This is a genomic window from Bacillus marinisedimentorum (assembly GCF_001644195.2).
GTDB lineage: Bacteria > Bacillota > Bacilli > Bacillales > Bacillaceae_O > Bacillus_BL > Bacillus_BL marinisedimentorum.
Window position 1 is genome coordinate 1 of record NZ_LWBL02000024.1, and the last position, 20,066, is coordinate 20,066.

A 20,066-nucleotide genomic window follows, 5' to 3' on the forward strand; every position below is an offset into this window, starting at 1 on the left:
TCTCATGACAAGGACTTCTATCAGAACATCGGCCAAAAAGGCGGAGAAGCTACTTCTGAATCCCACGGCAAAGAATTCTATCAGGAGATCGGTGAAAAAGGCGGAGAAGCCACTTCCAAATCTCATGGCAAGGAATTCTACGAAGAAATTGGCGAAAAAGGCGGTAATGCCCGTGCCAATAACGACAATAAATAATTACCAGCCTGCATAGAAGCAGTTGAATAGATAAGCCCTGATCCCAAATGGGATCAGGGCTATTACATACGTTAAGCAGATTGAATGGCAGATCCGTACAAAGCCTGCCGGTACGAATCAAGAGATGTATCAATAATCTTACTTAAAAACGGAGAATCCATGTCCTCTAGAATAGACTCTGCAAACCGCCATGCATTTTCTTCAATCTGCAGGGCTATCCTCTGTTGCTGCGATTCACTCTCCGCTGAAGCTAACGCATGACTCAAATGTTCAAGATTTTCATCCTCTGCATGACCGATTTCATGAGCGAATACCACTTTAAAGTAATCATGCAGCCGGTCTTCATTTCCAAACAGCATCCGGCATTGTTTCTTTATAACACCTGTGTACATCGTAACTGCATGCGCGTGAATTTGGTATTTTCCCCCGACAAGACGGCCGCCTGGGAACAAGTCTTCAATATATACCTCTGCCTTGCTTCCTGAACGCTCCATTATATCTTTAATAATCATCATAAATTCATTATTCAAAATAACCATGCACACCCTTATATCAATATAACGATAACTTTATTATATATCGGCCCTATAAAAAGTAAAGTGCAATTTCTATCATAATTTGACAAATTCTTGGCAAACCACCAATATCTCTTTGTTTTTATTTATATGCATGTCGGAATGATTTTATAAGCGGAAGAGATGATTGTTTCCAAACAAGAGGATTTTGCCTGGCATTCATGCCGATCAAAGATGATTCCTTTGCACCGTGGACGGCCTCCTGAAAGGGGCATGCAAAAAAGCCAGCATCCTTCAGCAGGATGCTGGCTTTTTACCTTATCAACTGGGACTGGCACGGCAGCGATATGAAGGATCAGTCTTCCTGCTCCCTTTCAAAATGGAGAGCCAGTCGAACCATGTCGACACACTGAATTCCATTTTCGACAATAGGCTCCTTATAACGGCGCTGGAAAAATCCTGAATCGATGCCCGTGATTCGAAATCCGCATTTTTGATAAAGTGCCAGCTGGCCGATGCTCGAATTTCCTGTTCCCAATTCAAGTGTTGCGGCTCCCCTATTTTTTGCAACATCTATTGCCTTTTTCACAAGTTGCTTTCCAATCCCCTTGTTCTTCCACCCCTCTTTCACAGCAACATTCATAAGCTCCCAGGTTGCAGGCTTTATTTCCATCACGGCAAGCACTCCGCAAATCTCTTCACCTGATTTTGCCGTAAACACCTCGCTCCGTTTGATGTACGAGCGAACCATCTCTTCAGACGGGTCCGCTTCAAAAAGCAGTTCCCATGGTATATTCCCATCATCATCCATTTTTTCAATGACAAAAGACATTCCATTTCCCCCTTCAGAATACCAATAATATATCACTGCAATTCCGATCACCATTTTCCTTATAAAGCCGGCCGGAATTAGAAGGATTTTCTCTGGGCATCGTAGAAAAAGTTAATCATTAACTTGTACGGAGGGGACTAACGATGGGAGATAACAAATCACTCCTGCTCGGCGCTGTTGCCGGGGGAATTGTGGCAAGTGCCGCAACATTAATGGCTGGATCAACAAGAGGAGAAGAGATTCTGGAAAATATCCAAAAAAATACAACGAAAGTATTCGAAATGATTGACACGATCCAAAAAGAAGGATTGTCGCTTTCAAAGCCGGGTGGAGCGAAAATCAGGAAAAAAAATGAAACGGCTGAGGAAATTATCGCATCCATACAATCAATGAAAGAACAGCTGCAGCCTGATCAGCAAGAGTTGAGGAGTGAACTGGATAAACTCGAAGGACGGGTGTCACAGCTGGTTAAAAACGAGAACATGTCATTCAATTGGACCTTTTACTTCATGCAAAAAAATGGGAATGACCTATGGGAAGATCGATCAAAGAAACCTGAACCGAAATCAATCACCCATTAAAAGCAGGGCACCCGCAAACGGGTGCCCTTTTTCACTTCACTTGCACTTTTCCAATCCTGCCAGCAATCCCTCACTTGATTCGATGATATCAAAAAGCCTGCTCCATGTCGTGCCGATCACTAGGTCCTGGGCATGCGCCAGTTTGTCCCTCAAGCTTTCCACCCCTTCAAAAATTGCCCTGCCCTTCTTTTTGGAAGGAAAACCGAGCTTCTGGCGCAGCATATCGCTGCCGACGATAATTTCTTTTTTATCGCTGAATTGGAGGCAATCGGCTAAATCGATCGCCTCTGTCCGCTCCCGCCTTAACTCAAGGAGTTCATGCGCTTTCTGGAGACGGCCCGGTGTCATGAACTGCTGCCATTCTCGATTTGGAAATTGGCTGCGGATGATGCGCAGCATGTGCAGCTCAATTAAGGAGACAAGGCCAAATAGCAGCATTCTTACAGGAATTTTTTGAAGATCTGACCTTGTAATAATATAGACGTCCCTCCGCTCATCCAGGACAAAGGTGCTTCGTGAATGTTTTAGGACGCCAAAAATTTCAATCAGCGGCATCGAACTGGTGATTATGTCTCTTGGACTGAACAGCTTTTTAGCCTCCCCGCAAACATTGACAGCGAGCAGGTCTTCTTTTTTGGCATACCCGCACACCGATCCCTGTTCCACGATGCCAACCACTTCAAATTGGCGTTTATCCAGGCGGTCAAACACATCAACCGCTGGTTCATCTGAACGGCATCTCGCAAGCGGTTCAGCAATCTCAGCAACGGTAATTCTCTCTTTATAGAGCGTCCGCAAATTTTCATATGGAATCGGCACATTTTTATTTTGCTGCATTTTCATGCGCCCCTCTTTATATAACTCGAATACTTATCAGTTCGCTGTTATGCAGCCAAAAACCTTTTAGACATATTTGTTTTTATGGACTTTTGCAAAAATGCTGTTGGTAAACCTTACTGCTGACTTTCAACTGTTATTATCGGGCAAGTCTTCAGTTGAAGAAGGAGTCTTCCCTGTAAAAGAGCCAAATAAAAAGCCCGGAAAACAGTCGAATGCACATACACTGACCATTCTCCGGTGCTCACGCTCTGCAGGTCATTCCCTGCATAATATATCCTCTCACATCATTGTGGAAAATAGCTATAACACAAACACAGTAAGTTTTTGTACTACTTTTTGTATAGATATCCAGCTTTCACACCGAATAACCTGGTAATCATGCCAACTAACCGTTTTTCACACCGTATCATTGGTTCCATGCCGTAACTTGGCAATGTTACACCTTATACTCAAATTCTCATGAATAAAATCAGTGCAGATGTTTGCCCATCTCAACGTGAAGCAGGTCATACCCTTTTGCTGGGTTCTTGGACCGTTTACCCGCCAGTATTTCACAAGTTTGCTATCTGCACCGGAACACCTCCTCAGCTGCAGAAGCTGCCCCGGCCTGAAGTATGTTTCCCTCGGCTATATTTTTTGCAAGTAATGCTTCTCATTTGACTTTATCTGGTTCTATTGTTTTCATAAATATGGATGAACGTTTACAATATGTTTATAAAAGGTAAATAATTAGGTAGCAGATGGAAATACATATTTCGTGAGAAGAAAGCAGGTGTCGCCATGACAGTAGAAAAATTGCAAAGTTATTTACTGGAACATACTGCATCCATGACAAGTGACTGGCTTAAAAACCGCCCAGTTTCATCAGAGTATTCAGTATATTCCTTGCAGTCATCCGAAATTGTAACGGAAGAACTCCGCACCCAGAATGAAGAGTTCATTCGCACTGTTACCGAGTCCCTGACCGATTCCAACGCAAATAAATTTGAACAGTGGGCTAAAGATGTGGCAAAAAGCCGTGTGAAAAGCCAGACACCCATTCACATAACAATCGCGAATTTTAAAAAGTTCCGTGAAATCTACTGGAACTTTGTGACTCGCTTTATCGAGGACAGCGGGGAGCAAATAGACCCCACCGAGGTGTCTGAATGGAGCGTCCGCATTAACCATGCCTTTGATGACATGATCCAGCTTTACACAAAGTACTACAGCGAAATGACAACCAACCAGCTCAAAGCCCAGCAGGAAATGATCATGGAGTTGAGCGCTCCGGTTATCAAGCTGACAAATGATATCGGTGTCCTTCCGATTGTCGGTGAAATTGATACGTACCGGGCCCAGCTTGTCCAGCAAAAGACGCTTAATAAAGCGATGGAAATGGGTCTTGAGTACATGATTATGGACCTCTCAGGCGTTCCGGTCATTGATACGATGGTTGCCCAGGAATTGTTCCAGGTCATTCAATCCCTCCAGCTGTTGGGTGTGGAAGCGATCATTACTGGAATTCGCCCTGAAATCGCCCAGACAGCGGTCCAGCTCGGAATAGATTTCGGCCGCATTTCTACTTATGCCCATCTTCAGCAGGCACTGTCTGAAATCTGGGGATTGAATACGAATTGAATCATTTCCATAAAGTCAAAAACCCGGCAATAAATGCCGGGTTTTTCTCATCTTTGACATAAACGGCTCCGCCGGAAGAACGCAAGCCGTTCCTCGTTTTCAAAGAATGCAGCGGGCGGAGATCAATAACAGTTGTTTGCATGATTCAGATGCCTTGCCCTATTTCAACAGCCGTTCAACTTCCTCCAGTGTCGGCAGTGCTGTCATTGCACCTTTCGTGGAAGCGGCCAGACCGCCAGAGATGCTTGCGAATCGGCCGATTTCCCAAAGTTCTTCTTCTGAAAGGCCGTTTACGCCGTCTCCTCTTTCATTAATCTTATAGAGCATCCCTGATACGTAAGCATCACCGGCACCGGTAGTATCCACTGCCTCCACTTTCATTGCCGGCACTTTCACCAATTTACCGCCGGCAGACAAATAACTTCCTTCAGCTCCAAGAGTGACGAGCGTAAATGGGATCTCATAACCGCTTAAAGATGCAAGGCCTTCCTCAATCGATTGTTTGCCTGTCAAAAATTCCAGTTCTTCTTCCGACACTTTTAAAATATCCGCTTTATCCAGCATCCATTTTATTACAGCACGTGCTGTTTCTTCGTCTTTCCAGAGGCTCAACCGCAAATTGGGATCAAAAGATACGATCATGCCGGCTCTTTTCGCCAGTTCAACCGCTTTTTCCGTTGCGCTTTTGGAAGGCTCTGAAATCATGGAAATCGATCCGATGTGAAGTAGCTTATGTTCTTCAAACAACTGACCATTCAAATCTTCCTCTTTCAAAAACCGATCCGCGCTCGGATCTATGTAAAAATAAAAATCACGTTCCCCGTCTTCACTTAATGTAACGAATACAGCACCTGTCCTTGCTTCTGACCCCAAGACCATCGCCGCCGTATCAACGCCATATCCGTCCAGCGTTTCTTTAAGAAAGCGCCCGAGAATATCATCGCCGACTTTCCCTAAAAAGGAGGCCCTGGCTCCCAGTCTCGCTGCTCCAACAGCCGCATTGGCAGGTGCACCCCCTGGACTTTTTTGATATGTTAAATTGCTTGCATCTAGAGGGATAAAATCAATCAGCGCTTCGCCAAGACAAACAATCCCTTTTTTCATTCAGCATTCTCCTTTTTCAATGAAGTTTTGCCTGTCACCATAATGAAAAGCCCGGCGGCCGCTATGTTCCACACGGCGGTTGCCAGGCCAAGGCAAAATCAGCTAATCTCCCGTTATTGCTGTTTTAAATCAACTTTCATTACCGGTGTCTCACCTTTTTGAACGTCAGCAGCCAGCATTTTTTCAACATTTTCAATCACATCGCCGTTCGTCAGTACAATTGGTGTAATCGTGCTGCTTGCTTTTTCGATGACAAGATCCATATCGAATTCAATCAATAGGTCACCGGCTTTTACTTTATCTCCTTCTGATACATGGGCGGTAAAGCCTTCACCATTCATTGAAACTGTTTCAAGTCCAATGTGAATCAAGATTTCAATGCCGCCTCTGGTACGGAGACCGATGGCGTGTTTTGTATGGAACAGCTGGATAATTTCACCGTCAACTGGCGCAACCACCTGCCCGCCTGCCGGCCTGATCGCGACGCCGTCTCCCATCATTTTTTGGGAAAAAGTCGGATCAGGGACTTCAGTAATATCAACTGCTTCGCCGGAAAGCGGAGAAACAAGCGTTTCTTCCGTTGGAGCAGGTTCCTTATTTCCACCGCCGAATAGTTTGTCTAATAAACCCATTTTTATCACCCTTTAATTATTTTGTCCTTCTACGATATAGTAATACCCGCATTTTCTGTTCCAACAAACATTGTAGAAAAAGAGTTTCATCATGCTGCTGAATTTCAGTTTTTTATAACCTGCAGCAGAGCAAACTGGAAGACGCTTCTCGTACATGATGGACCGGACAGCCGGGGGTACATTCCAAAGTGTAAAAAAGCCGGGAGCTTAATGTCAACTACAATCCTTTATTATGATAAAACGTTCATTTTGTAAGCACAGTTATTGGAATTATGCTCTGAGTCAGTTCCCTTCATAAAAACAAACAGAAAGCTCACCAGCCCGATTGCAGTTTACCGCCGCTATCACACTGTTTGTGAAAAACAGCGGATTAGCATTGGAAGGCGGTTTTGCGTTATTGTATGTATAAGCTGTAAAAATTTACTGTATGCTGAGACAACTTAAACAGAGCTGAACAAGAAGAAAGTTCATTTAAAATATGTTAGAGGTGGAATAAACGATGACCAGTTCCCGAATAGAAAAAGCAACGTTTGCAGGAGGCTGCTTTTGGTGCATGGTAAAACCGTTCGACGAATTGCCGGGCATCCATTCCGTCGTTTCCGGCTATACCGGCGGACATGTTGAGAACCCGACATACCAGCAGGTGACCAGCGGCACCACCGGCCATTTCGAAGCCGTTCAGATTACGTTCGATACAGAAGTTTTCCCATATAAAAAGCTTCTTGACTTATTCTGGAGGCAAATCGACCCGACCGATCCGGGAGGCCAGTTCGGCGACCGCGGCGAGTCTTACAGGACGGCGATTTTCTACCATAGTGAAGCACAGAAACAGGCTGCCGAGCAGTCAAAAGAAGAACTTGATGCAAGCGGACGCTTCGATAAGGCGGTTGCCACCGTTATTCTTCCTGCAAGCCCTTTTTATCCGGCTGAAGAATACCACCAGGATTATTATCGAAAAAACCCCACTCATTATAATCGGTATTTCCAGGGGTCCGGCCGCAAGGGATTTATCGAAACGAACTGGAAGGTTCAGAAAACCGAGGACGATTTAAAACTCCGGCTGACGCCCATCCAGTATGAAGTGACCCAAAATAACGGCACCGAAAAACCGTTCCATAATGAATATTGGAATAATGCCGAAGAAGGAATCTATGTGGATATCGTTTCGGGCGAACCCCTCTTCAGCACAGAAGACCAATACGATGCCGGCTGCGGCTGGCCAAGCTTCACCAGGCCGCTGCAAAAGATGAATATTAAGGAAAAAGCCGACTTCAGCCATTTCATGGTCAGGACAGAGGTCAGGAGTAACGGCGCCGACTCCCATCTCGGGCATGTGTTCAATGACGGACCGGAAGAAGAAGGCGGACTCCGGTATTGCATCAACTCGGCCGCTTTACGTTTTATCCCCGTCAGTGACCTTGAAAAAGAAGGCTACGGAGAATACCGCAAACTTTTTGAATAACATGCACAAAAAGCAAGCGCCCATATCTTATTAAGTAGTTGAGGTTATGATGATAAACAGTAGAAATAGCATATCGATTAATCGATATGCTTTTTTACTTTTTGCAGCAACTCTTTTAAATAGGCTTTGTTAAAGCTCCATGTTGATTTTTTCACTAGTTGATTGGAGTGGAAGGTGCGAGACTCCGGCGGGATTAGCGGGACAGGTGAGACCCCGCAAGAGCGATAGCCATGAGGAGGCTCACCGCCCGCCCCGCGGAAAGCGAGTACCTGCAACGGAAATCAACACTAGCGTTTAACAGAGCCTTTAAATAAGATATGCTGAAAAGCATTTTGAATAGCATGCCAAACAGCATCGTGGCAATGGAAGTTGCCATTGGGTGAATTAGGGCGGTTCAGTTGTTTCATTTTCGATGCAGGGGCTCGCTTTCACAACGGGCATAAGTGCGAGCTTCCCTCTTTTCTCCCTCAGGGTATTTTCTTTACAGTGAGGCGGACGGGAAGCCTCCCCGGCTCTGTGGCCTTGATCAGCCGGAGGAACAACTATTAATAGGGGTTTTCGTTTTTCGTGCCTATAATCTGCTGAATGGACAAAGGATAGGAACGGAAACCCCTTATTCCGTTCCTATAACCAAATTAAATCCAACACTACGCAAAAATTCAATGTTACTGATGAGCTTATGTTTGTGAATAAGATTGAACGATAGCATTTGATTCACTATTTTTCTCTTTAAAAGTGCTTATAGCATTGTACTGACGCCAGTTTGGGGTTCTTAGATAAATCAGGCTGCGTTCCTAAAATGAGTGGGAAATGGGTTAATAAAAGATTGAGAACTTCTTTGACCGCAGCTATAGTGTGGGTGCAGGGCTCTTTATCGTGATTCGTGCCAAATTGTGCCCCCTGCAGCGGAAATCACGGTCTAAAGTGAAACTTCTCGAACATAGGTTTTTACGAGATCAATCCTTTAATGGAATGAAACCATTATGATAATGAAAATCCGTGGATTATGAAACAAGTACGGCTTTTGTGTTAATTATAATGTGATTATTTGCAAGTATTGATGTCATTTAGTGTGTATTGCTATTTCGCATTTCCTCCACGTAATCGAAACTACTCAACTTTACATGGGAGGCTGTCAAATGGTTATGACCCGGTAGCGGGCTTTAAAAAACATGAAAATACCGTACATCAGCAAACCTCCGGCCACAACCGCCAGAAGGTACGGGCCGAAGGGCTGCTGGGCGATTTCGGAAAGGGCTTTATCCATGCCCTGCTCATTTTCAGCTTTTGCTTCAAGCGCACTGTCAATGACAAACCACCCAATAAGGGCAAAAACGACCCCGCGGGCAATGAATCCGGCCTTTCCTACTGTTCTCATCGTTTTTCGTTCGTCTTCATCCATCTCGATTGCTTTCAAATGTTTGCCGAATTTTCCTTTATATCCTTTGTATAGTTCATAAAAGGCAAAAGCCAAGATGATTGCACCCGCAATGCCGATAATCCACCTGCCCCACACTTCCCCCAGGAGCCTTGCTGTAACCGTTTGCCTGGCTGATCCGGGACTGCCGGCATTCATAATGATCATGAATGCTTTATATGCAAGTCCAAGGTGGATAACCGCACTAACCAGGAAACTTGCCCTCTTGATCATTTCCTTGATCCCATGCTCTTTGCCTTTGATATGCATAAACGTTTCCATCAGCTTCCACACCGCATAACCGATAAGCCCAAATGCCATAATCCACAATGCAAATTCACCGAAAGGTCTGGACGAAAGCGCGGCAAACGCTCCCTCTGATCCGGTTGTCCTGCCGCCAAAGCCGCCTGCTGGCATAATCGACAGGATTCCGATCAGGACGTAAACAGTCCCCTTTGCCGCATATCCGAAACGTGCGAAATTCCGAACCCAAGGTTTTACTTGTTTTGCTTTATTTTCAGCCTTTTTTTTGACTTCATCTTTTACTAAGCGGGTGTCATATCCCATGCTGAGTGATCCCTTTCCTTGTGCTGTCGCATTTTATCCTTTTATTACCCCTGTTACAATTTTAAAAAACCGCTGACATTTATCAACATTACTAGTTTGAAAAAAGGATTTTTGTCCATGAACCGCCAATATATTTAGAAGACGGACAGCGAAAACTTTCGACGAAAGGGAGATTGTGTTGAAGGAACAGGTGTTAAAAAATCGGCTGCTAAGCATGGAATCCGACTCGAATGAAGAACTATATACCCTTTGTCTCGAAATGATGAATTACATCGGTTCACCCGATCCGATCTTGCGTGACGATCTCATATACCGGACACTGGAACGGCTGATCCCGGCCGGTGCTTTCACAGATGAACAGCTGCACCGTATCCTTGAGATCAGCCTGGGCCGCACCCACCTCTTCTTTAATATTGATACGATAGATGAAAACGGAGTTTTCACCCGCTCTTTTTCAGCCCTTGTCATTGCCCTTGTACTGGCTGAAAATAAAAAACATCATTTCCTTTATGAGCAGGACCTGCTGGTCATCCACGATGCGGTCATTGAATATCTGGGGCATGAATGGGACCTGCGCGGTTATGTCCCCGGTAAAGGCTGGGCCCGCGGTATCGCCCATATCGCAGATGTCATCGATATTCTGGTCAAACAGGATGACTATCCAGGGAAGCGAAGACAGCAGCTTCTCGAAGCAATGTTTGAAAAAATGGCCACAGAACGGACCATTTATGTCTATCAAGAAGAGGAACGGATGCTCAACCCCCTCATGACCATACTTGAACAGGGTTTCGATGAAGAAGTCCTGCTTGAGCTGTTAAGTAAGATGCTCGTGAAAATGGATTATGCATTTCTTGAAATGAGGGAAGATGACTACGCGGCACTTTATATGAATGTTACCCGGTTTCTTAGAGGGCTTTTCTTCCGGCTTGAGGCCTCGGGAATGTTCCCGCTTTTGAAAAACGATATAGAGTTTATGCTTTTGCATGAAGTCAGAACCTTTTCATGAGATGTTCAGAAGAAAAACAGCCAGCCAGGAGGTGCTTCATGGATTCCGATCAAGGAAATACCTTTCTTAAAACAGGCCTGATTCTCGGCCTCATCTGGTTTCTTCTCTCGGTATCATTGATGGGATACTGCCGGAATGCCGGTATACAGCTGACCGTGCTGCAATGGTGCGTTTTCGCAATACAGACAGTCACCGCAATTTCATTTTCTGTCTACTACGGCGTAAGGCTCTTTGCCAATTCATAAACTCCGCCACAGCTGCTTCCCTTCCGTATCCGATAAGCCGGCCTATGCCTGCCTGCGTTAAACTTCCGTAATTCCGGGTATTTACAAATATCAGGTAAATTATTAAACAGACAAAGAGGTTGAAAATATGGTTAAAAGGATCCTGTTAACCCTTATCCTCCTGCCTTGGCTGGCAGCGTGCGGAACAAGCCAGGCAAATGAACTTGATACAAGCGGCCTGCAAAAAGACTTTACGTCAAGCAATACAGTGAAGTACGAAGCACCTTCGCTTGAGGCCGCCCTTGATGCAGTCCCATTCAAGATTACACTCCCGGAGAAGCTTCCGTTTGAGTCCGAAGGGTTTAAACCGAAAAAACTCAAAAAACGGAAAGGGGATACTGACTCAGTAATCCTCGAACTGGTAGCCGAATCTTCGAAGGACAGAGAAGCGGTGCTCCGATTATATGCCGGAAATGGCGATTATCTTGTCCATCAAAACGAACTCGGCGGGGAGCCGCTCAAGCTGAAAGACGGAACACCAGCTTTCTATTTGTATGTACAGCCATACCATGTAGTCAAATTCGAAAAAAACGGCATCGAGTACTCTGTTAACTATTCTCATACAGAAAAATCAACCGATCTTCAAAAGCAGGACTTGCTGAACATTGCAAATCAGCTTAATGCTAATTAGCCCTCCCTGATTTTTCACAGCCCTTACCGTTATCAAGCTCCGGTTCGTTCCCTTTGATAAAGTACAGTTCCAGCAGAGAGAAGCACTTTTTATCCTGTTTTGTGATATGATAAAGATAAACTTCTGCCGGAACGGTGATATGTTGTGAATAAAGAAAACAGAGAAAAATGGGTCATAATTCTCGGCTTCCTGTTTGGAGCCCTTATGTTTTGGGCCGCATGGCGGTACCTGGATGAAGGAAATGCTTTTGGCTATGTTCCCCTGCTCACAGCTGTTTTTTCGGTTATCATGGCTGTGTATGAACTAATCCGTTATATAAAACAAAAGTAAGCACAAGAGGCCTGCTCTGACGTGGAGCAGGCCTTTACTGATCTTTTCGCCTATTTTGCCTTACGCTACTGAACCGTGCTTCTCTTTAGCGTTTCTGTTCCCTTCTTGCGAAATCGACAAATCGGAATTTATCGGGACGATGCCGGGATTCCGTATATTGAAATAGGTCAGCGCTCTTTAAGTACACATAGTTCCTGACAACGACAACGGCGTGATAGTCTTTAAAATCCAGCAGTCTCCGGTCTTCCTCTCCGGGTTCCTCAACTGATATCACTTTTTTCGCAAAGCTGATTTCGAGGCCTTTTTCATCTTCAAGGTATTCATAAATCGAATGTTCACACGCCCTTTTTGTCAGTTCCGGCACAAAAGATGTAAGGAAGAAATCTTTATCAAGGATAACCTTTTCCCCGTCTATTTCGCGTACTCTTACTACTTTCCAAACGTCTTCATTGCCTTTAATCTGCAGTTGCTCCTGCAAGTAATCATCCGGTTCCAAAATGCCGAGTTCTTTTACGATGGTTCGTGTGCTTTGCCCCATTTTATCGGCGAGTTCCCGGAAACTGACCATTCCCGAGACAGGAAAATCATATCGCTTCAAATCCAACACGATTGATCCCTTTCCCCGGATTTTTTGGATGAACCCATTTTGGGCAAGTAAATTAAGGGCCTTTCGAATCGTCTCCCGCGAAACGCCGTACATATCCATTAACTCGTGCTCGGATGGAAGTTTTGTATCCGGTTTCATTTTTCCGCTTTCTATTTGCTCAGAAATCTCCTGATAGATTATTTTATATTTGTTATTCATACTCCCCTGCTCCTTTTTCCAGGCTGTCCGGCAGTGCCGAATCAAAATGGATGAAAGCAGGCAAAGGTTGCCTCCGCCTGCCTATAAATTATTTTTTCAAATGATAGACAACAGATTCATATGGCCGCAGCGTCATGTTCCTGAAATCCTGGGGCGGCTCAGAATAATTGCCGATGAGGACATCACTGATGCACCCTTTTACATCAATGTGATCCGGCAGGGTGAATTTCGCTTCATCGCCGAAGAAATTGTTGACGACCAGAAGCGTTTCGTTATCCCCTTTCCGGATATAAGCAAAAATTTCCGGATCATATTCATGGAGCAATTCATATTCGCCATAAGTGATCAAATCCACTTCTTTACGAAGCTGAATCAGTTTTTGATAGTGATAGAAAATGGACTCCCTGTCTTCAAGAGCATTTTCAGCGTTAACTTCCTTATAGTTTTCCGGAACATTGATCCATGGTGTTCCAGTAGTGAAGCCAGCATGCTTCTCTTTATTCCACTGGACTGGCGTCCTTGAATTATCACGGGATTTTTGCTTGATGATTTCAATGATTTCCTTTTCCGGCAAGCCTTTTTCCTCTTTCAGCAGCTTATACATATTCAATGTTTCCACATCGCGGTAATCATCAATTTTATCAAACTTCGGGTTTGTCATGCCGAATTCTTCACCCTGAAAAATGTAAGGGGTTCCCTGCATCATATGAATCGTTGTCGCCAGCATTTTTGCCGATTCATTGAAATACGTCTTGTCATTTCCGTATCTGGTGACGACCCGCGGCTGATCATGGTTACACCAGAACAAAGCGTTCCAGCCTCCGCCCTTGTACATCCCTTCCTGCCATTTCGTAAGAATACGTTTCAGAGCAAGAAAGTCCATCGCACCCAGCGCCCATTTTTCACCATTTGGATAGTCCACTTTCAAATGGTGGAAGTTGAATGTCATACTCAGTTCTTCCCGCGCGGGGTTGGAATATTTCACACAGTCTTCTATTGTCGTGGATGACATTTCACCGACTGTCATTGCCTCGTACATTGACAGGACTTCCGTATTCATTTCATGGAGATATTCATGGACGCGCGGGCCGTCTGTGTAAAACTTCCTGCCGTCGCCGGAATCATCATCCGGAAAGTCCTGGTTTTTAGAAATCAAGTTGATGACATCCAGCCGGAATCCATCAATTCCTTTCTCAAACCAATAATGCATCATGTCGTACACTTGCCGGCGGACTTCTTCGTTTTCCCAATTCAAATCTGCCTGGGTTACATCGAATAGGTGCAGGTAATATTGTCCTGTCTGCTCATCATATTGCCAGGCATTACCTCCAAATTTAGACTCCCAGTTCGTCGGCGGGTCTCCGTTTTCCTTGCCGTCTTTCCAAATATAATAGTTGCGGTAACGATTATCCTTGGATTTGCGAGATTCCTGGAACCATTCATGCTCAGTAGATGTATGATTCACGACCAGGTCCATGATGACTTTCAGGCCGCGGCCATGTGCTTCCTCAAGCAGCCTTTCGAAATCCTCCATTGTTCCATACTCTTCATGGACGGCATAATAATCACTGATATCATAGCCGTTATCACGCTGGGGAGATTGGTAAACCGGTGTCAGCCACAACACATCGACACCAAGCTTTTTAAAATAATCAAGCTTTGCGATGATACCCGGAATGTCACCTATTCCATTTCCGGTTGTATCATTGAAACTTTTCGGATAGATTTGATATACAACGGCTTTGCGCCACCATTCTTTGTAGTTCATACTAAAACCTCCAGACATCGTTGGTTGGTAGTCTATATTGAAACGGCACTGGCTGAACAGCTCTCGCCGATTCCAGCATAAATCGCTGCTGACGATGGCCTCTGTCCGATTGCATTGTTCATTTATAAGCATACAAGTGACTGCGGGCGAACAGAAGAAACAAGGTCCGCTCCGAGGAATGAATGGGAAGGCTTATCTGGAAGCCTGCATAGGAAGTTGGTTCCCCTGTAAGACTATCATCTAATATGACCTTGCCGAAAAACGACAATCCGGTTTAACACAGCTTGATGAAAAATAAACAATAAGTTCTGTATCGGTCTTATGAATTTTCCCTTAAAACAAAAATAAATCACGTAAGCGGTTTCGGTTAATCCTTTCATCCAAAGTATACTTGTCTATACAAGTAGAGTCAATTCTGCAATTAAATTTTTTACTCGTATAGGGGAACAGTTATCTTACGATTACAGGATAAAGTAACGTTGTATCTGATTTACCCCGTTCGCGGTAAAGGATAATCCTCACCATTCCCGAAAAGGAATGAATACAAGCCAATCATTTACGGAAACCTTTTTTGGCCATTTGTCCAACGAATGAATGATAATTTTGAAATAAATTTAAAAAATAGGGTAAATATGGTATTATAACTTAAGATAACCCTGGTTACACCGATATAATGGGTAGAGATATGATAAAAGGCAAATTAAGTGAAAGCTTAAGACGCAAAGCTACAGGGGCTAACCGATTCCTCGCATGCCAGCCAGCTGCTCGCAAACTTCTGGTCAATCGACCGGAAAGGGTGATGTGAAATGAACCGCCACAAACGGCTTACAACAGAGATAGAGGAATTACGGCAAAATCTTTATAAAGCGGCTTCGGCAGCTGAAACGTATACATCCGCGGAAGTGATCAATTTGAGTAAGAAGCTTGATACTAAACTTAATGAATTGACAGGCTATATACAGCAATCAAGCACCGGCCAGACATCATAGGAAGGTGTTATTCGAAGTACCCTGTTTCAGCATGTGAAACACAAGCATGAAAAAAGACGGCTATGGCTTTGCCGTCTTGATCAGTCGCGCTTTTTAGGTTTGGCGTGCCATGCTTCGCCAAATATTTCCCCGTCAGGTCCAACATGGTACATTGCCAGCCAGGATGCCTCCTTTGCTCCATCCAGGCTGATGTAAACTTCCCACCCATCACTCGCTGCATTATTTTCCACTTTAGACACTTGCATCTTGTCTTTCTGAGCATTTTCGACACTGTATTCCATCATATCCTCTTTTGCCTGACTCAAGGCAATTTTTTCAGCTTTTTCACTCGTGATCTCCTCTGATGCCTGCACTCCGCAACCCGACAGCAAGATGAATGAACATATGAAGACAGCTTTGAGGTTACTCATTCTTTCCCACCTTTGTTTCTCGTTTACTATTCTTTACCCCAATTTTTGAAAATTCACTCATAGGCAGGGGAAAACTGACACAGAAGATGGTTATTGAAAACGAAAAAGAGGCCCCACGGCCTCTTTTAATGAATCAATGGTTGTCTTTATAAATGACTAGCAAACCTTCCAATTTACTTCCGTCATCTGAGGTAATGCCATATCTTACATCGAGGATTTCCGCATCCTCATTATCCCGGAACCACCTGTTCGCTTCTTCCGCATTGTTGAATCGTACAATCCTTGTCTCTCCAGCTTTAACATTCAAAGGCATTTTTTACAACATCTCCTTCAATTAGTCTCCGAAATTCTTTTCCCTTGCAGGTTAACATCCAAACAGGGTTTCGTCATTGCGGCTTAAGTACCTTTTTCCAGTTCCTCTACCTTTTTATCTGCCGCTTCCTTGAAGCACTTTATCGTTTTGACAAACACTACAGCTGTGTATGCAGATGCGGCAAAACCAGTTGCAATCTGCCATTCGTTCCAGCTTGCATTTGCAACATATACCCCTGATGCAACAATGTATAAAAATGTAACGAGGGCATGAATCTTCCAGGCAGGGTATAGAAATTGAATCAAGCTAACAATGGAAAAGGTGACAGTCAGCCAGGCCACTATGTATATGCTCATAAAGAAAATTAAATCCAAGCGCTCCCCTTCTTTCCAAACTTGAATGTTTTAGCCTTTTATTGCTTTACCCTATTTCGGATTGTATTATTCTGCATTTTCGTTACTACCTTAGATTCTTGTTGAAAATATGAATTCCTGTCATTTTTTCAAATTTAGAACTTTTGTTGGCTGGCTGACATCCTCCATCAGACAAAAGACATACAGATGCAGAAGAGGCGCTCGTCATGCAGCAGATTATACAGAAATCCATTTGATTTCCGTTTCACCGGCCGCTTTTTCAGCTTTATGGAAAGGGGCAGCACGCAACGTTTGGAAAGAAATTTCTAATGAATAATAATCCCATATTTCTCCATAATAATTCCCGTTTCCGCTTCTTCCTCCTGCAAAAGAAGAAAAAGTATACAAATATTGTTCTGAAAGGGATCGGCTCTGTGCACTCGGCAGCATCTCAATTGTCGTAATCGTGCTCCTCACTGTGCGTCCGCTTTCATCCACAACCGTTTCCACCTTGTAAACGACCGGCTTTGCTTCCAGGAAACGTTCTGTTTTCAACGAAGCTTCATGAAGGGAAAATTGCTGTGTACACCCGGCAAGGATTATAATCGCGCTTAGAAATGGTAAAATGGTTCGTTTTATTATGAACATCGTTTTTCATCCTTACGATTCAAAAATGGTATGTCTTCTTTACTTTAAATCTGATGCCGTACAATTACACACAGCAAATGACCGGGAGATTGGTCCATTGTTGTGATGAGTGCGAACACTCGCTTGGATATCCAGTTTTTTGGAGGATTTGATGAATATATTCATATCAGGATGGAGCAATGGCTTGTTAAAAAAGAACAAATGCACAAGGCGCCCGCTTAGCAGCGTACGCATAAGCGGGGTACCCGCAGGGAGGTCCTCTTTCCTCCCGGAGGGGATCACCCACTTATGACGCAGCCGCTGGCGCTGGACGATTCCCTTCTTGCTTTTTATCCACAACATTTAAATTTTATAATATCCTTAACAGTGAAAAAGGCTTCTGCGAAGCAGCGCTTTGGAAAGGAAGTTGATTTCAGCTGCAGATACTCCCTTTCAGGGGGGCGTACAAGAGCGGCGTCCGTTCCTGCTTCCGAATGACAAAGAGCGCTTTAACAAAATAAAGATTATATAGAAAAACGGTCAGTGGCTTAACTTAAACCTCTGACCGTTTTTCATATGTGATTTAGTTGTTATTTGGGTGGCGAAAGAAAATATTTTAATACATATGTGAGTAGGCTTTTTTCTCTTCAGGATCCCAGCTGATGATGCTGATTGGTTCGTCAAACGACTTTACATAAATGTAAATCGGTACATAGCCAGGAAGTGCGCCTGTTACAACCTGGTTGTACAGATATTCCGTAAACGCGACTTTTTCCGCATAACTTGTAATTTCCACCGGCATTTCAATCGTCAGCTGTTGAAGCTGGTCGCCTTCAAACAAAGCCCTGGTCACGACCGGTATATCAAAAAGCGGAAAGCGTGACTCCATGATTGTTTTGAAGTTCGCAAGTTGGCGGGACAGTTCAGGATCATGCTCGTTTCCCGCCTTTGAAGGAAACAAGAACGTTTCCCGCTCCGTCTGTTCCCACTCCTTGATATTTGCCTGTCCTTTTTTCAAAAGGGTTTTAGCCAGATAATGGCCAGGTGCGACATCATTTTGGGCCCCTTGCTGGTATATGGCGAACACAATCGGAATATTATTCATTTCTTCCGTTTGCCGGAGGCGCTCCGCCACTTTTGACGCAGCCTTCATTCCTTCCTTTTTCGCCTCTTTATCGCTGATTTTAACCTGGTCTTTATGAAGAAGGCCTTGCTCATCAATAATCGTCAAATAGTCCACACTATTGACAACAATTGAAATGGCAGCGCCTGCAAGCTTCCCATTTTTCGTTACATAATTTTGTTCGTGGATATATCCAATTACGGAAGGATTCTTTTTTGCCTTTTCCATGTTTTCTTCCCAGGAGTCATTTTCACCGAAGTTCAGCGCAGGGTTCAGGCCTTCTTCATACGTTTTGCTTTTTCGCTTCAGCCATTTGCTGAGTTCGTCCTCTGACAACACTTGTCCTTCCCGGTATAAATAATCATCAGGATCAAAATAGTCCTGGGCCAGTTCCATCAGCCCCGTCTCCATTTCATCAATATCAGTTTCCGTCTGAATTGACTTGGGAAGATAACCGCGGGCAGCCCCCGGTTTGTAATCAGAAATTGTATAATAAGCGGTTGAACCGACAACTTCCTCTGTTTCAATACGCTGATTCACATTATCTTTTTCCTTATCGGGAAGCGGCGAGCATGCCGACAACAGCAGGAAAGAAGAAATACAAATCATAACTAAACGATTCTTCAACATCAATCGTCTCCTCTTAATGATGTAGCAAAATCTATCATGTTTGCTTTTTCAATACTCCAATAGCAAGCAAACGCCTCAAACCACATTTTATCATCCATCGGGAGAAAGTAAATGAAATAATTTTTTTGTAAATGAAAAGTGTTTCCACCCCTATATTCCCAAATGAAACGTCGATTTATATATTGCGATAAGATTTTGGTTGGCAAACCATAATCTGATGCAGGTATGGAATAATTCCATGCCCGCTTTTTTTATGATATAGGAAATTGGCAGCAAGGGGAATTCCGTATTCCGGCCAATTTTAAGAATATAGATAAGGCAACTTTGCCGCTGTCTTCACCTAAAGGCTCGCCAATCGGCGAGTCTTTCTTTATTGGCAGGCATACTTTTTTCAAACAGGATTAGGGTGCATCTGCGAGGTCTGACGGCTGCCGTCATAAGCGGTGATACTTCCGGAAGAAGAAAACTGTCTTCCTGCAGGTAATCCCGCTTCTGCGGCCGTCATGCGCTTTTTTTGAATTCATCATCCCATCCCGGCCTCATATACTTAAGTACTGGTTTCTTACTATGGATATTTGATTATTCAGGAGGGATGAAATGGGGGCTTTTATTGGTGTCTTCCTGATTCTGGCCATTGCGATTGGCATTTTCATGTATCTGACAGGAAGTATAATATTCGGAAACAGCCGAGAAGCTCTGATCGTTGATGCTAGTCCGTCATCAGAAGAAACAAATGAAGAACCTGAAACCGGCGGTTAACTTTCGAGCTTTCAAATGCCAGGCAATTGCCTGGCATTTGAAATATGCATACTTTCTGGCCGGCCCGGAAAAGCTTATGGCAGGGAGGTCTGAAAGATGCGAAATTATACTACAACTTTCGGAGATTTGCTGTTTATCGTGTCCTACTCCGCCTTAAGCCTTATTATCCTTGCACTTGTTCTGTTTTTATGGAAAGTCAACAGTAAGAAGCCTGACAAAAACTAGGCTTGAATATTGAAAAAAACGGCACTTCCAGCTTCAAGGAAGTGCCGT

Annotated in this window: 25 protein-coding genes and 1 riboswitch; of the genes, 11 read left to right on the forward strand and 14 right to left on the reverse strand. The window is 44.0% G+C overall.

Annotation, left to right across the window (positions count from 1 at the left end):
• Window positions 1-195, forward strand: a 195-nt coding sequence (locus A4U59_RS06995) for a KGG domain-containing protein (RefSeq protein ID WP_169823924.1), incomplete at its 5' end; no start/stop codon positions are given.
• 71 nt (window positions 196-266) lie between these two features.
• On the opposite strand, the gene A4U59_RS07000 is transcribed toward A4U59_RS06995, so the two are convergent.
• The gene (locus A4U59_RS07000) at window positions 267-707 is read right to left on the reverse strand and encodes a hypothetical protein (RefSeq protein ID WP_245680515.1); all 441 of its coding nucleotides are present in this window, start codon (window positions 705-707) and stop codon (window positions 267-269) included.
• Between the two features lie 358 nt (window positions 708-1,065).
• A complete protein-coding gene (locus A4U59_RS07005) occupies window positions 1,066-1,542 on the reverse strand; it encodes a GNAT family N-acetyltransferase (RefSeq protein WP_066172287.1) in 477 nt (158 codons plus the stop codon).
• A gap of 143 nt (window positions 1,543-1,685) precedes the next feature.
• On the opposite strand from A4U59_RS07005, the gene A4U59_RS07010 reads away from it, so the two are divergent.
• Complete coding sequence (locus tag A4U59_RS07010; protein ID WP_066172290.1) at window positions 1,686-2,123, forward strand: hypothetical protein; 438 nt, start codon at window positions 1,686-1,688, stop codon at window positions 2,121-2,123.
• Between the two features lie 36 nt (window positions 2,124-2,159).
• On the opposite strand, the gene A4U59_RS07015 is transcribed toward A4U59_RS07010, so the two are convergent.
• Window positions 2,160-2,960: a hypothetical protein gene (locus A4U59_RS07015; protein WP_066172522.1), complete on the reverse strand. Its 801-nt coding sequence runs from the start codon at window positions 2,958-2,960 to the stop codon at window positions 2,160-2,162.
• Window positions 2,961-3,743: 783 nt separating this feature from the next.
• Between A4U59_RS07015 and A4U59_RS07020 the strand changes: the two genes are divergently transcribed.
• A complete protein-coding gene (locus A4U59_RS07020) occupies window positions 3,744-4,583 on the forward strand; it encodes an STAS domain-containing protein (RefSeq protein ID WP_066172292.1) in 840 nt (279 codons plus the stop codon).
• 1 nt (window position 4,584) lies between these two features.
• On the opposite strand, the gene A4U59_RS21690 is transcribed toward A4U59_RS07020, so the two are convergent.
• The 3 genes from A4U59_RS21690 to A4U59_RS07030 all read right to left on the reverse strand — a co-directional run bounded on the left by A4U59_RS21690 (window position 4,585) and on the right by A4U59_RS07030 (window position 6,319).
• A complete protein-coding gene (locus A4U59_RS21690) occupies window positions 4,585-4,725 on the reverse strand; it encodes a hypothetical protein (protein ID WP_169823925.1) in 141 nt (46 codons plus the stop codon).
• 17 nt (window positions 4,726-4,742) lie between these two features.
• Window positions 4,743-5,687 (reverse strand): aminoimidazole riboside kinase, encoded by a 945-nt coding sequence (locus tag A4U59_RS07025; RefSeq protein ID WP_066172295.1) that lies wholly within the window; start codon window positions 5,685-5,687, stop codon window positions 4,743-4,745.
• A gap of 113 nt (window positions 5,688-5,800) precedes the next feature.
• A complete protein-coding gene (locus tag A4U59_RS07030) occupies window positions 5,801-6,319 on the reverse strand; it encodes a PTS sugar transporter subunit IIA (protein ID WP_066172297.1) in 519 nt (172 codons plus the stop codon).
• Between the two features lie 499 nt (window positions 6,320-6,818).
• Between A4U59_RS07030 and msrA the strand changes: the two genes are divergently transcribed.
• Window positions 6,819-7,781, forward strand: coding sequence for a peptide-methionine (S)-S-oxide reductase MsrA (msrA, locus tag A4U59_RS07035; RefSeq protein WP_066172300.1), 963 nt, complete (start codon window positions 6,819-6,821; stop codon window positions 7,779-7,781).
• Between the two features lie 1,135 nt (window positions 7,782-8,916).
• Here the strand turns inward: msrA and A4U59_RS07040 are convergent.
• Complete coding sequence (locus A4U59_RS07040) at window positions 8,917-9,765, reverse strand: DUF1206 domain-containing protein (protein ID WP_066172303.1); 849 nt, start codon at window positions 9,763-9,765, stop codon at window positions 8,917-8,919.
• Between the two features lie 190 nt (window positions 9,766-9,955).
• Between A4U59_RS07040 and A4U59_RS07045 the strand changes: the two genes are divergently transcribed.
• The 4 genes from A4U59_RS07045 (at window position 9,956) to A4U59_RS21695 (ending at window position 12,016) form a co-directional block, all read left to right on the forward strand.
• Window positions 9,956-10,771 (forward strand): DUF2785 domain-containing protein, encoded by an 816-nt coding sequence (locus A4U59_RS07045; RefSeq protein ID WP_169823926.1) that lies wholly within the window; start codon window positions 9,956-9,958, stop codon window positions 10,769-10,771.
• Between the two features lie 38 nt (window positions 10,772-10,809).
• Window positions 10,810-11,016, forward strand: a complete 207-nt coding sequence (locus A4U59_RS07050) for a hypothetical protein (protein ID WP_066172311.1) — start codon at window positions 10,810-10,812, stop codon at window positions 11,014-11,016.
• A 127-nt stretch (window positions 11,017-11,143) separates the two neighbouring features.
• Window positions 11,144-11,686: a hypothetical protein gene (locus A4U59_RS07055; RefSeq protein ID WP_066172314.1), complete on the forward strand. Its 543-nt coding sequence runs from the start codon at window positions 11,144-11,146 to the stop codon at window positions 11,684-11,686.
• Window positions 11,687-11,830: 144 nt separating this feature from the next.
• On the forward strand, window positions 11,831-12,016 hold the full coding sequence (locus tag A4U59_RS21695) for a hypothetical protein (protein WP_066172318.1): 186 nt from the start codon (window positions 11,831-11,833) through the stop codon (window positions 12,014-12,016).
• 85 nt (window positions 12,017-12,101) lie between these two features.
• Here the strand turns inward: A4U59_RS21695 and treR are convergent, their stop codons facing one another.
• The gene (treR, locus tag A4U59_RS07065; protein ID WP_066172321.1) at window positions 12,102-12,821 is read right to left on the reverse strand and encodes a trehalose operon repressor; all 720 of its coding nucleotides are present in this window, start codon (window positions 12,819-12,821) and stop codon (window positions 12,102-12,104) included.
• Between the two features lie 88 nt (window positions 12,822-12,909).
• Window positions 12,910-14,589: an alpha,alpha-phosphotrehalase gene (treC, locus tag A4U59_RS07070; RefSeq protein WP_066172326.1), complete on the reverse strand. Its 1,680-nt coding sequence runs from the start codon at window positions 14,587-14,589 to the stop codon at window positions 12,910-12,912.
• A 684-nt stretch (window positions 14,590-15,273) separates the two neighbouring features.
• A riboswitch (cyclic di-GMP riboswitch) is annotated at window positions 15,274-15,358 on the forward strand.
• A gap of 37 nt (window positions 15,359-15,395) precedes the next feature.
• Here treC and A4U59_RS07075 point away from each other — a divergent pair.
• Window positions 15,396-15,578: an aspartyl-phosphate phosphatase Spo0E family protein gene (locus tag A4U59_RS07075; RefSeq protein ID WP_066172330.1), complete on the forward strand. Its 183-nt coding sequence runs from the start codon at window positions 15,396-15,398 to the stop codon at window positions 15,576-15,578.
• Between the two features lie 80 nt (window positions 15,579-15,658).
• Here A4U59_RS07075 and A4U59_RS07080 read toward each other — a convergent pair whose 3' ends face one another.
• From A4U59_RS07080 to A4U59_RS07105, 5 genes are all read right to left on the reverse strand, one after another.
• The gene (locus tag A4U59_RS07080; protein WP_066172337.1) at window positions 15,659-15,988 is read right to left on the reverse strand and encodes a hypothetical protein; all 330 of its coding nucleotides are present in this window, start codon (window positions 15,986-15,988) and stop codon (window positions 15,659-15,661) included.
• Window positions 15,989-16,121: 133 nt separating this feature from the next.
• On the reverse strand, window positions 16,122-16,301 hold the full coding sequence (locus A4U59_RS07085) for a hypothetical protein (RefSeq protein ID WP_066172340.1): 180 nt from the start codon (window positions 16,299-16,301) through the stop codon (window positions 16,122-16,124).
• Window positions 16,302-16,384: 83 nt separating this feature from the next.
• Window positions 16,385-16,657 (reverse strand): hypothetical protein, encoded by a 273-nt coding sequence (locus tag A4U59_RS07090; RefSeq protein ID WP_169823927.1) that lies wholly within the window; start codon window positions 16,655-16,657, stop codon window positions 16,385-16,387.
• Window positions 16,658-16,891: 234 nt separating this feature from the next.
• Window positions 16,892-17,302, reverse strand: a complete 411-nt coding sequence (locus A4U59_RS07095) for a hypothetical protein (protein WP_066172345.1) — start codon at window positions 17,300-17,302, stop codon at window positions 16,892-16,894.
• A gap of 595 nt (window positions 17,303-17,897) precedes the next feature.
• Complete coding sequence (locus A4U59_RS07105) at window positions 17,898-19,031, reverse strand: CamS family sex pheromone protein (protein WP_169823928.1); 1,134 nt, start codon at window positions 19,029-19,031, stop codon at window positions 17,898-17,900.
• Window positions 19,032-19,631: 600 nt separating this feature from the next.
• Here A4U59_RS07105 and A4U59_RS21295 point away from each other — a divergent pair.
• Window positions 19,632-19,793, forward strand: a complete 162-nt coding sequence (locus A4U59_RS21295) for a hypothetical protein (protein ID WP_157888145.1) — start codon at window positions 19,632-19,634, stop codon at window positions 19,791-19,793.
• 96 nt (window positions 19,794-19,889) lie between these two features.
• Window positions 19,890-20,018, forward strand: a complete 129-nt coding sequence (locus A4U59_RS22370) for a hypothetical protein (RefSeq protein ID WP_281183456.1) — start codon at window positions 19,890-19,892, stop codon at window positions 20,016-20,018.
• Window positions 20,019-20,066 lie beyond the last annotated feature (48 nt).

Coding starts and splice junctions, on each gene's coding strand:
- A4U59_RS07040 (WP_066172303.1), bottom strand. CDS start 9,765: ATGGGATATGACACCCGCTTAGTAAAAGATGAAGTCAAAAAAAAGGCT.
- A4U59_RS07080 (WP_066172337.1), bottom strand. CDS start 15,988: ATGAGTAACCTCAAAGCTGTCTTCATATGTTCATTCATCTTGCTGTCG.
- A4U59_RS07085 (WP_066172340.1), bottom strand. CDS start 16,301: ATGCCTTTGAATGTTAAAGCTGGAGAGACAAGGATTGTACGATTCAAC.
- A4U59_RS07050 (WP_066172311.1), top strand. CDS start 10,810: ATGGATTCCGATCAAGGAAATACCTTTCTTAAAACAGGCCTGATTCTC.
- A4U59_RS07055 (WP_066172314.1), top strand. CDS start 11,144: ATGGTTAAAAGGATCCTGTTAACCCTTATCCTCCTGCCTTGGCTGGCA.
- A4U59_RS07030 (WP_066172297.1), bottom strand. CDS start 6,319: ATGGGTTTATTAGACAAACTATTCGGCGGTGGAAATAAGGAACCTGCT.
- A4U59_RS21690 (WP_169823925.1), bottom strand. CDS start 4,725: ATGCAAACAACTGTTATTGATCTCCGCCCGCTGCATTCTTTGAAAACG.
- treR (WP_066172321.1), bottom strand. CDS start 12,821: ATGAATAACAAATATAAAATAATCTATCAGGAGATTTCTGAGCAAATA.
- A4U59_RS07025 (WP_066172295.1), bottom strand. CDS start 5,687: ATGAAAAAAGGGATTGTTTGTCTTGGCGAAGCGCTGATTGATTTTATC.
- A4U59_RS22370 (WP_281183456.1), top strand. CDS start 19,890: ATGCGAAATTATACTACAACTTTCGGAGATTTGCTGTTTATCGTGTCC.
- A4U59_RS07015 (WP_066172522.1), bottom strand. CDS start 2,960: ATGCAGCAAAATAAAAATGTGCCGATTCCATATGAAAATTTGCGGACG.
- A4U59_RS07005 (WP_066172287.1), bottom strand. CDS start 1,542: ATGTCTTTTGTCATTGAAAAAATGGATGATGATGGGAATATACCATGG.
- A4U59_RS07075 (WP_066172330.1), top strand. CDS start 15,396: ATGAACCGCCACAAACGGCTTACAACAGAGATAGAGGAATTACGGCAA.
- A4U59_RS07010 (WP_066172290.1), top strand. CDS start 1,686: ATGGGAGATAACAAATCACTCCTGCTCGGCGCTGTTGCCGGGGGAATT.
- A4U59_RS07020 (WP_066172292.1), top strand. CDS start 3,744: ATGACAGTAGAAAAATTGCAAAGTTATTTACTGGAACATACTGCATCC.
- msrA (WP_066172300.1), top strand. CDS start 6,819: ATGACCAGTTCCCGAATAGAAAAAGCAACGTTTGCAGGAGGCTGCTTT.
- A4U59_RS21295 (WP_157888145.1), top strand. CDS start 19,632: ATGGGGGCTTTTATTGGTGTCTTCCTGATTCTGGCCATTGCGATTGGC.
- A4U59_RS07000 (WP_245680515.1), bottom strand. CDS start 707: ATGATTATTAAAGATATAATGGAGCGTTCAGGAAGCAAGGCAGAGGTA.
- treC (WP_066172326.1), bottom strand. CDS start 14,589: ATGAACTACAAAGAATGGTGGCGCAAAGCCGTTGTATATCAAATCTAT.
- A4U59_RS07095 (WP_066172345.1), bottom strand. CDS start 17,302: ATGTTCATAATAAAACGAACCATTTTACCATTTCTAAGCGCGATTATA.
- A4U59_RS07090 (WP_169823927.1), bottom strand. CDS start 16,657: ATGAGCATATACATAGTGGCCTGGCTGACTGTCACCTTTTCCATTGTT.